This window comes from Pseudomonas sp. 05N433 (assembly GCF_056396925.1).
The window spans coordinates 1-15,108 of sequence record NZ_JBFTML010000012.1; the positions used below are offsets into that span (position 1 = coordinate 1).

A 15,108-nucleotide genomic window follows, 5' to 3' on the forward strand; every position below is an offset into this window, starting at 1 on the left:
CCTACAAGGATTACGTAGCCCTTGTAGGAGCGAGGCTTGCCCGCGAAGGCACCAGACCTGCGAACGAGAAACCTAAGCCCTGAACTGCCCCAGGCTCGCCTTCAACTGCGCCGCCAACCCATCCAGCACCTTGCCGCTGGCCGTGGTCTCCACGACCGCCTGAGCCGCCTTCTCAGCTTGAGCATGGATGGTCTCAACCCGCCCACGCACGGCCTGCGCACCTTGCGCCTGATGCGCCGCGGCCTGGGTCGCCAGGCCGATCGCCGCATGCACCTGCTCGACCGACGCCTGCACCGACTGTTGCAACCGCGCGCTATCGCGCAACACCAGCAGGCCTTCGCTGGCCTGACGCCCAGCCTGCCCGATTGCCGCGACGGCCTCACGCGCGCCCTGCTGCAGCGCAACAATGTGCGCCTGAATATCGCCAGTGGAGCTCTGCGTCTTGCTCGCCAGCGCCCGCACCTCGTCCGCCACCACGGCAAACCCGCGACCGGTCTCGCCGGCACGCGCCGCTTCAATGGCCGCGTTCAGCGCCAGCAAGTTGGTTTGTTCGGCAATCCCGTGAATCACCGTCAGCACCACTTCAATCTGCTCACTCTGCTGCGCCAGGCGCTCGATGACTTTCGCACCAGTGTCGACTTGTCCAGCCAATGCCTCGATGAGACTGCCGACTTTCGCCGAAGTCCGGGTGTTCTCATCCGTGGCCTGACGAATGCCCACCACCTGCTGCAAAGCGGCCTGCATGGCGTGGCTTTCAGACTGGGCCTCGTCAGCCATTTGCGACAACGCGCGCAGGCTTTCGGCCACTTCATCGCGCTGCATGCCAGCCGCCGCATCGGCACCAGCATTACGCAAAGTCATGGCGCCGATTTCCACACCGGTACGCTGGGCCACATCACCCGCCTCACGCACGATCGGCTGTAATTTATCCACAAAGCGATTGACCGCCGAGGCCATGTCGCCGATCTCGTCCTGGCTGTTGATCTGCACGCGCTTGGTCAGGTCGCCCTCGCCTGCCGCCAAGTCATCCATCGCGACAATGAGCATTTTCAGGCGATTGACCACTCGACGCCCCAGCACCACCGCCAGTAACAGCAGCACACCGAAACCCACCACCGCCAGGCCCATGCCGATGCGCCAGCGCAAAGCCCCTGCGGCTTCCTGTACGGCGCCCGTGGTGTTGGCTTTCATTTCAGAAGCAGTGGACTGCGCCGATTGCAGACGTCCGCGCATCGCCGTTGCGCTGTCGGCCGCCGCACCTTTGAGGCTGTCACCCACCAATTGATCGCCGCTGGCGATCAGCGCCGAGAAACGCTTGTCCAGCGCCGCCAGATCGGTTTCCACGGAGGCAGTTGAGACCCCCATCAAGACCTTGCCGATTTCCACCCCATTGGGACTGATCGAGGCTTCGAGGTAGTAGACCGACGGATCGCTCTTCGCTGCGTCCAGCACCTTGTCCAACGCCCGCTCGCCCTGGCCTTTATCCAGAAGCGCCTTGTTGATCGCGTTCTCCCGGTTGAGATAGCGCGTCAGGTGCTGGCCCGTGGCGTCGTCATAGACCACGAACAACACGTTGGGATTGCGCTGGGCGCGGCGAGCGAATTCGGACAGGGTGGGAATGTCGCTGTCCCACATGGCGCGGGGTGCGACCGACGCCAGAAGTTGCGCCATGTCATTGGCCGAGTCCTTCAGGTCCTTCTCCAGCGTCGTACGCAGTTGAGCCTGCTCGTCTTTCAAACGTGAAGACAGCCCAGCGGTCAGGCGCTGACGGGTATTGCTGGACAGGTTATCCAGGCTCGACGTGACTTCACGCCCCGCCTGCTCCAGCTCACCGGAGAGCTTTTGGCTATCGGAGCCCAAGCGCACGCCCAGATCGGTTTCCAGCGCAGTCACCGTGCTCCGGGTCAGAGCGACAGCCACCAGCACCTGCACCAAAAGGGCGATACCAAGGGTAACGAACACGGGCCGCAACAAACGGCTTTGTAACAGTGAGAGAACGGCCGACACAGGAAATCCCTCTACTCTAACGCCATTAAATTGATGGCATTCTGAAGGCAATATTCACAGCAAAGGTCATGCCGTCCAACAGGCATAAACGACAAAGGCCCCGATTAAGGGGCCTTTGTGTTTTACATCAACGACTTATTAAGCGAACGGGTGACGCAGAACGATAGTTTCGTTGCGGTCCGGGCCCGTCGAAATAATGTCGATCGGCGCGCCGACCAACTCTTCGATGCGCTTGATGTAGTTGCGCGCAGCCTGAGGCAGCTCCTCCAGGGTCTTGGCACCCAGGGTCGACTCGCTCCAGCCCGGCATCTGCTCGTACACCGGCTCCAGGCCGATGTAGCTGTCGGCGTCGGTCGGTGCGTCGATCACTGCACCATCTTCGTTCTTGTAGCCTACGCAGATGTTGATGGTTTCCAGACCGTCCAGCACGTCCAGCTTGGTCAGGCACAGGCCCGAGATGCTGTTCACATCGATAGCGCGACGCAGGATCACGGCATCGAACCAGCCGCAACGACGGGCACGGCCAGTGGTGGCGCCGAACTCGTGGCCACGCTTGGCCAGGAACGCACCAACGTCGTCGAACAGCTCAGTCGGGAACGGACCGGAGCCGACGCGCGTGGTGTAAGCCTTGGTGATGCCGAGGATGTAGTCCAGGAACATCGGACCAACACCCGAACCGGTGGCGATGCCGCCAGCAGTGGTGTTGGAGCTGGTGACGTACGGGTAGGTGCCGTGGTCGATGTCCAGCAGGGAGCCCTGGGCGCCTTCGAACATGATGTCCTTGCCGGCACGACGCAGGTTGTGCAGCTCTGCGGTGACGTCGAGCATCATCGGCTTGAGCAGCTCGGCGTATTCCATGCACTCGTCGAGAGTCTTCTGGAAGTCGATCGCTGGCTCTTTGTAGTAATTGACCAGTACGAAGTTGTGGTAATCCAGCAACTCGCCCAGCTTGGCGGCGAAACGCTCACGATGGAACAGATCACCGATGCGCAGACCGCGACGGGCAACCTTGTCTTCGTAAGCCGGGCCGATGCCGCGACCGGTGGTGCCGATCTTCAGCTCGCCACGGGCCTTTTCACGGGCCTGGTCCAGTGCTACGTGGTAGGACAGGATCAGCGGGCAGGACGGGCTGATACGCAGGCGCTCGCGCACCGGTACGCCTTTCTCTTCCAGCTTGTTGATTTCCCGCAGCAGGGCGTCGGGTGCAACCACCACGCCGTTACCGATCAGGCACTGCACGCCTTCGCGCAGCACGCCAGACGGGATCAGGTGCAAGACGGTTTTTTCGCCGTCGATCACCAGAGTGTGACCAGCGTTGTGGCCACCTTGGTAGCGCACTACGGCGGCAGCATGTTCGGTCAGCAGATCAACGATCTTGCCTTTGCCCTCATCACCCCATTGGGTGCCCAGGACTACGACATTCTTACCCATAACACTTGTCCTCATTCGCGCAAACTTGGTGCCGGCGGCGGCCGGCAGGAAAACTCAAGAAGCCAGTGGCGATACTTGCCAAAGCCCGTTCTGCTGAATCAATTGCCGGTCGCAGTCCGCTTCACGGGCGGCGGCCAAAGGCTGCCCAGGCAATGCCTGAACGACACGCTGACCCTCACTGCGCAACTGGCAAACCTGCTGCCAGAGTGCTGCATCCGTACTGTCAGGCATCCAGATACCGCCAGACGGTAGCTCGATCTCAGCACGCCCCAGGGTCACCAGGGTTTTCAAATCGGTGGAGAAGCCTGTCGCCGGACGGGCGCGACCGAAGTCGGCACCGATATCGTCGTAACGACCGCCCTGAGCGATGGACTGGCCAACACCCGGCACGAACACGGCGAACACCACACCGGTGTGGTAGTGGTAGCCGCGCAATTCGCCCAGGTCGAAGTACAGCGGTAACTCCGGGAAACGCGTGGACAGACGCTCGGCAATCGCCAGCAAATCGTCCAGGGCCGCCAGAACAGGCGCCGGCGCATTGGCCAGACGCTCGCGGGCAGCGCTCAACACTTCACGACCGCCACACAGGTCGACCAGCGCTCGCAGCATGCCCGACAGATCGGCAGGCAGGCCTTCGGTCAAGGTAATGACCTCGTCGATGGCTTTACGTTGCAATGCATCGAACAACTGTTGCTCGACTTCGCCGGACAAACCGGCGGCGCGGGCCAGGCCGCGGTAGATGCCGACATGCCCGAGGTCCATGTGCACATCCGGCACATCGGCCAGTTGCAGCATGGCCAGCATCAGGCTGATGACTTCCACGTCGCTGCTCGGGCTGGCATCGCCGTACAACTCGGCGCCCAGTTGAATCGGGCTGCGCGAGGACGACAACGCACGTGGCTGAGCATGCAGCACGCTACCGGCATAGCACAGACGGCTCGGGCCTTCGCGACGCAGGGTGTGCGCATCGATGCGCGCCACTTGCGGCGTGATGTCGGCACGGAAACCCATCTGCCGGCCCGACTGCGGGTCGATGACCTTGAAGGTGCGCAGATCGAGGTCCTGGCCTGCGCCGGTCAGCAGGGATTCCAGGTACTCGATATGGGGAGTCACGACAAACTCGTAACCCCAGCTCTGGAACAGATCCAACACCTGGCGACGCGCAACTTCGATGCGCGCAGCCTCCGGTGGCAGTACTTCTTCGATGCCATCTGGCAGCAGCCAGCGGTCTACCGTTGCCATTACGCCATTCCCCTATGATCCGGGCAGCAAGCCTTTGGGCGAGCCTTGAGTGAAGCAGAAAATGATCGGCTCATGTGCATAAACCCCGCGCATGAACAACGTGGCGAAAAGCCTGGAATCGGCTTCGCCAACCACTTTCCTCGAAAAACCTGTCGAGTCATTCAACTCGGGCGCCTGCATAAAAACAGCAATCAAACGTGCAGACGCAAAAAAGCCGGGAATTTCCCGGCTGCCGCATCATACACACGTTTTCCCAAAGGATCACCCCGCCCGAGGCTTTAGCCGCCAGGCGGGGGGATGATTCAGGTCAACGTCGTATCAAGGCTTGGCTTTTTCCAGGTAACGGAAGAAGTCACTGCTCGGGTCCAGGACCATGACGTCGGATTTGTTCGCGAAGCTTTCACGGTAGGCACGCAGGCTACGGTAGAACGCGTAGAACTCCTGATCCTGGCCGTATGCCTTGGAGTAGATCGCAGCAGCCTGGGCATCACCATCACCGCGAACCTCTTCGGATTCACGATAGGCTTCAGCCAGCAGCACGCGGCGTTGACGGTCGGCGTCGGCACGGATGCCTTCGGCCAGCTCGTTACCCTTGGCGCGGTGCTCGCGAGCTTCACGCTCACGCTCGGTGCTCATACGCTCGAACACGCTGCGGTTCACTTCCTTCGGCAGGTCGATGGCCTTGACCCGGACATCGACAACTTCAATGCCCAGCTCTTTTTCCGCCATCTTGTTCAGCGAAGCGGTGATGTCTGCCATCAGCGCATCACGTTCACCGGATACCACTTCGTGCAGGGTGCGTTTACCGAACTGGTCACGCAGGCCCGACTCCAGACGACGGGACAGGCGCTCGTCGGCAATCTGCTTGAGGCCGGAAGTCGCGGTGTAGAAGCGCTCGGCATCTTTCACGCGCCACTTGGCGTAGGCATCGACCATCACGGCTTTCTTTTCCAGCGTCAGGAAGCGCTGTGTCGGTGCATCCAGCGTCATCAGGCGCGCGTCGAATATGCGCACCTTGTTGACGTAAGGCACTTTCACATGCAGGCCCGGCTGAACATCGGCCTGGACCACGCGACCGAACTGCAGCAACACCGCACGCTCGGTCTGAGCCACGATGTAGAAGCAGTTCCAGGCAACGATCGCCACGACGACGCCGATAATAAGGGCGATCAGCGATTTATTGCTCATCAGCGACTCTCCCTGGTACGTGCCTGCTGTTGCTGCAGATCAGCCGCCGCACGCACATTCACTTCATTGCTGCTGGCTGCTGCGCCGGTCACCGGAGTGCTGGTGCGGCGACCATCCTCGACCATCTTGTCCAGCGGCAGATACAGCAGATTGCTCTGGCCATTCTTGTTGCCGGTCACGAGAACCTTGCTGGTGTTGCTGAAGATTTCCTGCATGGTGTCCAGGTACAGACGCTGACGGGTAACTTCAGGCGCCTTGCGGTACTCGGCCACCAGTTTGGTGAAGCGGTCAGCCTCACCCTTGGCGCGGGAGACGGTCTCGTCGCGGTAACCGTTGGCATCCTCGAGGATGCGCTGGGCCTGACCACGGGCTTCCGGCACGACGCCGTTGGCGTAGGTTTCAGCCTGGTTACGCGAACGCTGCTCGTCTTCACGGGCGCGGATCACGTCATCGAAGGCTTCCTGGACTTCACGCGGTGCAGCAGCGCTCTGTACGTTGACCTGAGTGACGGTGATACCGGTGCGATAGGTATCGAGGAAACGTTGCAGACGCTCCTTGATTTCGCTGGCCATCAATTCACGACCTTCGGTCAGCACCTGGTCCATGGCGGTAGAACCCACCACGTGGCGCAAGGCACTGTCGGTCGCATGCTGCAGGCTGGTTTCCGGCTGATCGACGTTCAGCACGAAGTCCTGCAGGTTGCTGATCTTGTACTGCACGGTCAGCGGCACTTCGACGATGTTTTCGTCTTCAGTCAGCATTTGACCCTGCTTGGTATAGGCACGCTCACGCGTGACGTTTTCCAGGTACTTGCGATCGATCGGCGGGAAATAGATGTTCAGGCCCGGGCCGACGGTTTCATAGTATTTGCCGAAGCGCAGCACCACGGCCTGCTCCTGCTCGTCGACCACGTAGACAGCGCTGTACAGCCACACGGCTGCGAGCACGGTCAGACCGATGCCGAGCAGGCCACCAAAGCCGCCACTCTTGCCCGGACCACCGCCCTCGTCACCGCGTTTCTTGCCACCACCGAACAACCCGTTCAGGCTTTCCTGCAGCTTTCGGAAGGCCTCGTCGAGATCCGGTGGTCCCTTGCGGTCGCCGTTATTGCGGCGCTTGCCACCCCAAGGATCCTGATTATTCGAGTTGCCACCCGGCTCATTCCAAGCCATAGCGCTCTCCATCTGATAAAGCAAAGACGCACCCACGGCGCGCCGACCAATGCTACAGAATGCCTGTCACCGCGGCACAACCGCTTTCTCAGGCTTTTATTGCAAAGTGTGTTGCTCGATGAATTCCATCGGTTGCAGACCTTCGCGGCTCACGAGTCGATTCAATTCGATCCGTGGCAAGCGAACGGCCAGCAGGCTGATGCCTTCTTCGTCGTGTTCTTCTTTTTGCACCGCACCGAGTTCGAAAAACTGCGCACGCAGTCGAGCAAAACGTTGCGGCAAGCGCAAGGTGCCAACAAACAAATCGCTGCCCAACAGTTCCGCCACTGCCTGCTTGAGCAAGTCCAGGCCGGTACCGTCCTTGGCCGACAACCAGACCCGCTGCGGCTTGCCATCGGCATCGCGCTGGATCTGCGGCTCAACCCCCTCGAGCAAATCGAGTTTGTTGTATACCTCAAGGATCGGCAAGTCTTGTGCCCCGATCTCCCCGAGCACCACCATGACCTGTTCGATCTGGGCCATACGATCAGGCTCGTGCGCATCGATCACGTGCAGCAGCAGGTCGGAGTTGCTCGACTCTTCGAGCGTAGCTCGAAATGCCTCGACCAGTTTGTGCGGCAGGTGACGAATGAAGCCCACGGTGTCGGCCAGCACGATCGGCCCGAGGTCCTCGAGCTCTAGTCGGCGCAAGGTCGGGTCGAGGGTCGCGAACAGCTGGTTGGCGGCAAAGACGTCGGAATCGGTGACCGAGTTGAACAGCGTCGATTTGCCGGCGTTGGTATAACCAACCAGTGAAACCGTCGGAATGTCAGCACGCTTGCGCCCGCGACGAGACTGCTCGCGCTGGCTGCGGACCTTTTCCAGGCGCCCCTTGATCTGACGCAGACGAATCCGCAACAGGCGCCGGTCGGTTTCCAGTTGGGTTTCACCCGGCCCGCGCAGGCCGATACCGCCCTTCTGCCGCTCAAGGTGAGTCCAGCCGCGAACCAGACGCGTACTCATGTACTCAAGCTGGGCCAGTTCGACCTGGAGCTTGCCTTCATGGGTGCGGGCGCGTTGGGCGAAGATATCGAGAATCAGACCCGTGCGATCGATCACGCGACACTCGAAAATACGTTCGAGGTTACGTTCCTGACTGGGCGTGAGGATGTGATTGAAAATCACCAGATCGACCTGTTCGGCTTTGACCAGGTCGCGTAACTCTTCGACCTTGCCGCTGCTGATCAGGGTTTTGGCGGTTGGCCGATGACGCGGCACGTTAAAAAACGCGACGGTCTCGGCACCAGCCGAAATTGCCAACTCCTGAAACTCCTGCGGATCTTCGCGCGCCTCAGGGTCCTGACCATCCAAGTGAACGAGAATTGCCCGCTCACCACCACCGTGGCGCTCAAAGAACAAAGGAGACTCCTATCAGGCGTTACCTGGCTCAGCGTCGCCTGCTTCGGATTCGGTTGCGCTAGGCAGACGAATTGGACGAACTGGCACCACTGTAGAGATAGCGTGTTTGTAAACCATCTGGCTGACGGTGTTTTTCAGCAGGATAACGAACTGGTCGAAAGACTCGATCGTGCCTTGCAGTTTGATCCCGTTGACCAGGTAGATGGAAACCCCCACTTTCTCTTTACGTAAAGTATTCAAGTAAGGGTCTTGTAGCGAATGCCCTTTTGACATGTGCCGCACTCCTTTAAGGATTCAATATAAAAAATAGGTAAACAGATGGCTTGGGGCCGTCACACCCCCAAGGATAGACGGCAATTGCAAGGACTCAGCTCAATATGGAGATGGTCCCGAGGTATTTCAAGGCGCGCGGCAGATTGTCGCAATCGAGGCTGTCCAACCAGTGTAAATCAGCCCAACTGCGCAGCCAGGTGAACTGGCGCTTCGCCAATTGGCGCGTGGCAATGATTCCACGCTCCTGCATCTCGGCTTGCGTCAGCTTGCCATCCAGGTAATCCCAGACTTGTCGATAACCTACTGYACGTATAGACGGCAACCCGGAATGCAAGTCACCTCTATCTCGCAGGGCTACGACCTCGTCGACGAATCCCTGTTCCAACATATTTGTGAATCTTTGTTTAATGCGCTCGTGCAGTACCTGGCGATTTGCCGGAGCGATGGCCAAGTTCGCGACAGTATAGGGCAATTGTTGCAGTCCCGAAGCGGCTGCTTCAGTACTTTGCGCAGATTGTCGCAAGCGTAGCTCAGTCATGCTCTGGCCGCTGACGCGATAAACTTCCAGTGCACGACTAAGGCGCTGCGGATCGTTCGGGTGAATTCGCGCCGCGGATTGCGGATCAATCACCGCCAATTGATCGTGCAGGGCTTGCCAGCCAAGGCGTGCAGCCTCTTCTTCGATTTGCGCACGAACGTCCGCATCGGCCGCCGGCATGTCGGCCAGACCTTCGAGCAAAGCCTTGTAATAGAGCATTGTGCCGCCCACCAGCAGCGGAATATTGCCCCGCGCGGTGATCTCGCCCATGGCTTGCAACGCATCGCGACGGAAATCCGCGGCGGAATAACTCTCGGCCGGGTCGAGAATGTCGATCAGACGATGCGGGAATTCGGCCAGGATCTCTTTGGAGGGTTTGGCGGTGCCGATGTCCATGCCGCGATAAACCAGCGCCGAATCGACACTGATCAGCTCGCAGGGCAGGACCTTGGTGAGTTCGATGGCCAGGTCGGTCTTGCCGGCGGCCGTCGGCCCCATCAGGAAAATCGCGGGAGGGAACTGGCTCATCAACGACCGCGCAAGAACAGTTTGTCCAGATCGTCCAGGCCCAGTTGGGTCCAGGTCGGTCGGCCATGGTTACATTGACCGCTGCGCTCGGTGTTTTCCATGTCCCGCAGCAGGCCGTTCATTTCCGGCAAGGCCAGGCGCCGATTCGCGCGAATCGCGCCGTGGCAGGCCATGGTGCCGAGCAGTTCGTTCAAGTGCGCCTGAATCCGGTCGCTGGTGCCGTATTCCATCAAATCCGCCAGCACATCGCTAACCAGTCGGTTGGCCTCGGCCTGCTTCAGCAACGCAGGGATTTGCCGGATGGCCAGGGTTTCCGGGCCAAGGCGCTGCAATTCAAAACCCAGACGCTGGAACCAGGCGACGTTTTCTTCGGCGCAGTCGGCTTCGCGCTGGCTGACCGCCAGGGATTCCGGCACCAGCAATGGCTGACCGCTCAACCCCTCGCTGGCCATGGCGACTTTCAGCCGTTCGTACATGATCCGCTCATGGGCGGCATGCATGTCTACCAGCACCAGGCCTTGGGCGTTTTCCGAAAGAATGTAGATGCCCTTGAGCTGCGCCAGTGCATAGCCCAGCGGCGGAATGTCATCTTGCCCGGCCGGCAGCGCGACCGCATTGGCCTCGGGCAACGGCGCGAAAAACTCGCGATAGGCCGCCTGGGCTTCGGCGACGGGCACGCCGGACTGAGGTCGCGGCGTGTATTGATACTGATAACCGGCACCGGCGCCAGAGCCCGCCGAAGTATTGAAGGACGGCTGGGCCTGAGGCTGCTCCAGCAGCGCATTGGCCGCCAGACGCATCTCGCCCTGCGGGCCGAACTCGCCGGCTTCGATACCGGTTGGCCGGACCACGGCTGTCGCGACAGGCGCGGCCAACTGGTCTTCCGGCCGCACATCACCCAAGGCGCGATGCAAAGTGCCGTAAAGGAAGTCGTGAACCATGCGCCCGTCACGGAAGCGTACTTCGTGCTTGGTCGGGTGCACGTTGACGTCGACGCCCGCCGGATCGACTTCGAAAAACAGCACGAATGTCGGGTGCCGACCGTTGAACAATACGTCGCGATAAGCCTGGCGCACTGCGTGCGCCACCAGTTTGTCGCGCACGGCACGGCCATTCACAAAGAAATACTGCAAATCCGCCTGGCTGCGGTTGAAGGTCGGCAACCCGACCCAACCCCACAAATGCAGGCCATTGCGTTCGATTTCGATCGGCAACGCCTGCTCCAGAAAGCCCGCCCCGCAGATCGCCGCCACACGCCGGGCGCGGGCCGCGTCATCATGGGCTTCGTGCAGGCTGAGGATGGTTTTGCCGTTATGGCGCAGATGGAACGCCACATCGAACCGCGCCAGCGCCAGACGCTTGATCACTTCTTGCAGGTGATCGAATTCGGTTTTTTCGGTCTTGAGAAACTTGCGGCGCGCCGGGGTATTGAAGAACAAATCGCGCACTTCCACCGAAGTGCCCACCGGATGAGCCGCTGGTTGCACGCGAGCCGCCATGTCCCGGCCTTCGGTTTCCACCTGCCAGGCTTGATCGGCGTCGCGAGTGCGGGAAGTCAGGGTCAGACGCGCCACGGAACTGATGGAGGCCAGCGCCTCACCACGAAACCCCAGGCTCATGACCTGTTCGAGGTCTTCCAGGTTGCGAATCTTGCTGGTGGCGTGACGGGCCAGGGCCAAAGGCAGGTCATCGGCGGAAATGCCACTGCCATCGTCGCGCACCCGCAGCAGCTTGACACCGCCCTGCTCCACATCGACATCGATGCGTTTGGCGCCGGAGTCGAGGCTGTTTTCCAGCAACTCCTTGATCACCGAGGCCGGGCGCTCAACCACTTCACCAGCGGCAATCTGGTTCGCCAGCCGTGGACTGAGTAGCTCGATACGCGCCGTGTTGGTCAGCACCTGGTTCATTCTTTGGCCGCCAGTTCAGTGCCTGGAATGGTCAACGTCTGACCAATCTTCAGCTCGTCACTTTGCAAGTTGTTGGCACTGCGCAAGGTGGCCGCAGACACCTGATAACGCACGGCGATCATCGCCAGGGTTTCACCGGGGCTCACGCGATGGTCACGTGGGCCTTGGGCGATCTTGCCGGAATCGCGCAGCCAGGCAATGTAGGTGCCCGGCGGCGGGTTCTGCTGGAAGAATTGCCGCACGCCGCTGCTGATGGAGCGCGCCAGCGCCTGCTGGTGGCTCGATGCCGCGAGTTTCGAGGCTTCGTTGGCGTTGGAGATGAACCCGGTTTCCACCAGGATCGACGGGATGTCCGGCGACTTCAGCACCATGAACCCGGCTTGCTCGACACGTTGTTTGTGCAGCGGCGTGACGCGACCGATGTTGCTCAAGACTTTCTGGCCAACGTTCAGACTGGAAGTCAGGGAAGCGGTCATCGACAGGTCGAGCAGCACGCCGGCGAGCATCCGGTCCTTGTCGTCGAGGCTGACGTTGCCGGCACCGCCGATCAAGTCGGAACGGTTTTCGCTGTCGGCCAGCCAACGGGCGGTCTCCGACGTAGCGCCGCGGTCAGACAGGGCAAACACCGACGCACCGAACGCTGCGGCTGACGGCGCGGCGTCGGCGTGGATCGAAACGAACAGGTCGGCGCCCTTCTTGCGGGCGATTTCGGTACGGCCGCGCAATGGAATGAAGTAGTCGCCGGTACGGGTCAGTTCGGCGCGGAAACCTTTCATGCCATTGACCTGACGCTGCAGTTCACGGGCGATGGCCAGCACCACGTCTTTTTCACGCTGACCGCGAGACCCCGAGGCGCCCGGGTCTTCGCCGCCGTGACCGGCATCGATCACCACGATAATGTCGCGCTTGCCAGCCGGTGCGGGTGGCAGCTTGATCGAAGGCTCGGACGGCGTGACGGGTACGGCGGGTACCGTGGCCACAGACGGTGTTGGCGCAGGCGGTGGCGCGGCATCGGCCGCGTTGTCGAACAGGTCGACTACCAGGCGATTGCCGTACTGGGCGTTCGGCGCCAAGGTGAAGCTTTTCGGCGTGACGGCTTTTTTCAGGTCGATGACCACCCGCAAATCGGTCGGCGTACGCTGAGCCGAACGCATTGCCGTGATCGGCGTGTTGGCCGTGGAGACGTTCAGCGGCGAGCCGAGCGTCGCGCCATTGATGTCGATTACCAGCCGATCCGGTGCGGTCAGGGTAAAGACGCTGTGCTGGACAGGCCCCGTCAGGTCGAACACCAGTCGAGTGTTATCCGGCGCCCGCCAAAGGCGAACACTGTTGACCTTCGTCTCGGCCACAGCGTCGACGGTCACCGCCAAAAACAACACCCCTACGGCAGCAACCAACGCGCGAAAGCGCATACCTAACCCCATCATTTATTTGGATTCCAATGCCAAAACGGCACACCACGACTCGCCACGCGAGCCTTGGGGCAAAATTCTCAGCGAACGCCCGCTGTCTTGCGGGCTAATGGTAATGGTCAGGTCGGGCTTTGGCAAAAAGCCTGCACCCTTCTGGGGCCATTCAATAAGACATAATGCGTCGTCATCGAAATAGTCGCGGATGCCGAGGTACTCCAGCTCCTCGGGGTCGACCAATCGATATAAGTCGAAATGGAAGGCGCGGACGGCGCCGATCTCGTAAGGCTCGACCAGGGTAAAGGTCGGACTTTTTACCGCGCCGGTATGCCCCAGGCCACGGATGATGCCCCGGGACAGTGTGGTTTTCCCCGCGCCCAGATCCCCTTCAAGAAAGATCAGACCGTGCCCTCCGGTGGTTTTGGCGATACGTGCGCCAAAATCGCTCATGGCCTGCTCATCAGCCAGGTACAGGGTTACTTCAGACACGGTGCTTGCTCCTCCAACAACTGACGAATGGCTGGAATCAGATCACTGGCCGCCAGCCCGCGGCCTAATTTACCTTGTTGCGCACCGGCATTGGCGTGCAGCCAGACCGCCAGGCAGGCCGCGTCATACGCGTCCAGGCCCTGAGCGAGCAAGGCGCCCACCAGACCGGCCAGCACATCACCCAACCCGGCCGACGCCATGGCCGGATGGCCCTGATGACACAGCGCCAGACGCCCATCGGGGCTGGCAATCAGACTGCCAGCGCCCTTGAGCACTACCACCGCTGTATATTTTTTGCTCAACGCATGGGCCGCGGCCGGGCGGTCAGCCTGTACGGCGGCTGTCGATATCCCCAGCAATCGTGCCGCTTCGCCCGGATGCGGCGTGATGACACTACCTGCGGGCAAGCTCACGCCACCTTCGGCCAACAGGTTCAATGCATCGGCATCCCATACTTGTGGCTGCGACGCGTTGGCCGCGGCCGACAACAGGCTGCGCCCCCAGGCGGCCTGCCCCAGCCCCGGGCCGACGACCAGCACCGTGGCCTTCTCCAGCAAGCCCATCAATTGATTGGCCGACGACGTACCGAGCACCATAGCTTCCGGCAAACGCGCCAGGGCGGCCGGAACATGCTCGCTGCGGGTGGCCACGGACACCATGCCGGCACCGCTGCGCAGGGCACTTTGTGCACTAAGCAGGATGGCGCCGCCAAAACCGCGATCACCGCCAACGAGCAATACGTGACCGAATTTGCCTTTGTGGGCAGTTGGAGCGCGGCCGGTCAGACGCGGCACATTACCGGCCGTCAGGCGACGCGCACTTATCTCGGCCCCAATAAATGTCTCGGGGGCGACGTGCAGATCGTTAAATACCAAATCGCCCACCACATCCGCCGCGTCACCGGCGAACAGCCCCACCTTCAACCCGATGAACGTCACAGTCAGGTCTGCTCGAACCGCAATGCCGAGCTGGYGCCCCGTATCGGCGCACAACCCCGAGGGGATATCCACCGCCGCAACCGGGAGCCCACTGGCATTGATCGCGGCGATGGCGCTGGCGAACGGCTCGCGCACTTCACCGGTCAGGCCGGTGCCGAGCAATGCATCCAGCACAATGCCGCGCAACTCGGAGTGCGGGGTCCAGCCTTGAATGGCCACGCCTTCGGCCACCGCCTCGGCATGCGCCGACGCGGCATCGCCCTGCAAACGCCCGGGGTCACCGGCGGCCAGCACCCGCACATGCCAGCCGGCACGTCGGGCCAGCACGGCCACCAGATAACCGTCGCCCGCGTTATTGCCATGGCCGGCCACCACACTCAATTCGTGCCCGGTCGGCCAATGGCGGACCAGCGCACGCCAGGTCGCCCGTGCCGCACGCTGCATCAATTCGAAGCCCGGTGTACCGGCCGCGATCACGCTCGCATCGAGCCCTCGGACTTGCGCGGCGCTATACAGCGCGTCGGGTAATTCATCTTTAGTGTGCGGCATGCGTCTTCAGGCTCCGATGTCTGGCAGAATTATACG

At 61.2% G+C, this 15,108-nt stretch carries 12 protein-coding genes; all 12 read right to left on the reverse strand.

Annotated elements, in window-relative coordinates:
- Positions 1–72: 72 nt before the first annotated feature.
- Entirely contained in the window at positions 73–2,007 is a 1,935-nt protein-coding gene (locus tag AC1DIS_RS08900) for a methyl-accepting chemotaxis protein (RefSeq protein WP_477744201.1), read from the reverse strand.
- Positions 2,008–2,145: 138 nt separating this feature from the next.
- Positions 2,146–3,438, reverse strand: coding sequence for an adenylosuccinate synthase (locus AC1DIS_RS08905; RefSeq protein ID WP_018928499.1), 1,293 nt, complete (start codon positions 3,436–3,438; stop codon positions 2,146–2,148).
- Between the two features lie 54 nt (positions 3,439–3,492).
- Positions 3,493–4,680, reverse strand: a complete 1,188-nt coding sequence (locus AC1DIS_RS08910) for an ATP phosphoribosyltransferase regulatory subunit (RefSeq protein ID WP_007939588.1) — start codon at positions 4,678–4,680, stop codon at positions 3,493–3,495.
- 318 nt (positions 4,681–4,998) lie between these two features.
- Positions 4,999–5,868: a protease modulator HflC gene (gene hflC / locus AC1DIS_RS08915; RefSeq protein WP_086944078.1), complete on the reverse strand. Its 870-nt coding sequence runs from the start codon at positions 5,866–5,868 to the stop codon at positions 4,999–5,001.
- Positions 5,868–7,040: an FtsH protease activity modulator HflK gene (hflK, locus tag AC1DIS_RS08920; RefSeq protein WP_018928501.1), complete on the reverse strand. Its 1,173-nt coding sequence runs from the start codon at positions 7,038–7,040 to the stop codon at positions 5,868–5,870. Before hflK ends, hflC begins: the two co-directional genes overlap by 1 nt.
- A gap of 96 nt (positions 7,041–7,136) precedes the next feature.
- Entirely contained in the window at positions 7,137–8,438 is a 1,302-nt protein-coding gene (gene hflX, locus AC1DIS_RS08925) for a ribosome rescue GTPase HflX (RefSeq protein WP_007939591.1), read from the reverse strand.
- A 12-nt stretch (positions 8,439–8,450) separates the two neighbouring features.
- Positions 8,451–8,711: an RNA chaperone Hfq gene (gene hfq, locus AC1DIS_RS08930; protein ID WP_007902656.1), complete on the reverse strand. Its 261-nt coding sequence runs from the start codon at positions 8,709–8,711 to the stop codon at positions 8,451–8,453.
- A 94-nt stretch (positions 8,712–8,805) separates the two neighbouring features.
- Complete coding sequence (miaA, locus tag AC1DIS_RS08935; RefSeq protein ID WP_477780835.1) at positions 8,806–9,777, reverse strand: tRNA (adenosine(37)-N6)-dimethylallyltransferase MiaA; 972 nt, start codon at positions 9,775–9,777, stop codon at positions 8,806–8,808.
- Positions 9,777–11,687: a DNA mismatch repair endonuclease MutL gene (gene mutL / locus AC1DIS_RS08940; RefSeq protein ID WP_086944080.1), complete on the reverse strand. Its 1,911-nt coding sequence runs from the start codon at positions 11,685–11,687 to the stop codon at positions 9,777–9,779. Before mutL ends, miaA begins: the two co-directional genes overlap by 1 nt.
- The gene (locus AC1DIS_RS08945; RefSeq protein ID WP_019582199.1) at positions 11,684–13,114 is read right to left on the reverse strand and encodes an N-acetylmuramoyl-L-alanine amidase; all 1,431 of its coding nucleotides are present in this window, start codon (positions 13,112–13,114) and stop codon (positions 11,684–11,686) included. Before AC1DIS_RS08945 ends, mutL begins: the two co-directional genes overlap by 4 nt.
- On the reverse strand, positions 13,115–13,585 hold the full coding sequence (gene tsaE / locus AC1DIS_RS08950) for a tRNA (adenosine(37)-N6)-threonylcarbamoyltransferase complex ATPase subunit type 1 TsaE (protein WP_018928505.1): 471 nt from the start codon (positions 13,583–13,585) through the stop codon (positions 13,115–13,117).
- On the reverse strand, positions 13,573–15,072 hold the full coding sequence (locus tag AC1DIS_RS08955) for an NAD(P)H-hydrate dehydratase (RefSeq protein ID WP_477780836.1): 1,500 nt from the start codon (positions 15,070–15,072) through the stop codon (positions 13,573–13,575). Before AC1DIS_RS08955 ends, tsaE begins: the two co-directional genes overlap by 13 nt.
- Positions 15,073–15,108: the final 36 nt, after the last annotated feature.

What these genes read in the sequence shown, in the direction of transcription:
- hfq (WP_007902656.1), bottom strand. Translation starts at nt 8,711, where the DNA reads ATGTCAAAAGGGCATTCGCTACAAGACCCTTACTTGAATACTTTACGT.
- AC1DIS_RS08945 (WP_019582199.1), bottom strand. Translation starts at nt 13,114, where the DNA reads ATGATGGGGTTAGGTATGCGCTTTCGCGCGTTGGTTGCTGCCGTAGGG.
- AC1DIS_RS08910 (WP_007939588.1), bottom strand. Translation starts at nt 4,680, where the DNA reads ATGGCAACGGTAGACCGCTGGCTGCTGCCAGATGGCATCGAAGAAGTA.
- hflC (WP_086944078.1), bottom strand. Translation starts at nt 5,868, where the DNA reads ATGAGCAATAAATCGCTGATCGCCCTTATTATCGGCGTCGTCGTGGCG.
- hflK (WP_018928501.1), bottom strand. Translation starts at nt 7,040, where the DNA reads ATGGCTTGGAATGAGCCGGGTGGCAACTCGAATAATCAGGATCCTTGG.
- mutL (WP_086944080.1), bottom strand. Translation starts at nt 11,687, where the DNA reads ATGAACCAGGTGCTGACCAACACGGCGCGTATCGAGCTACTCAGTCCA.
- AC1DIS_RS08905 (WP_018928499.1), bottom strand. Translation starts at nt 3,438, where the DNA reads ATGGGTAAGAATGTCGTAGTCCTGGGCACCCAATGGGGTGATGAGGGC.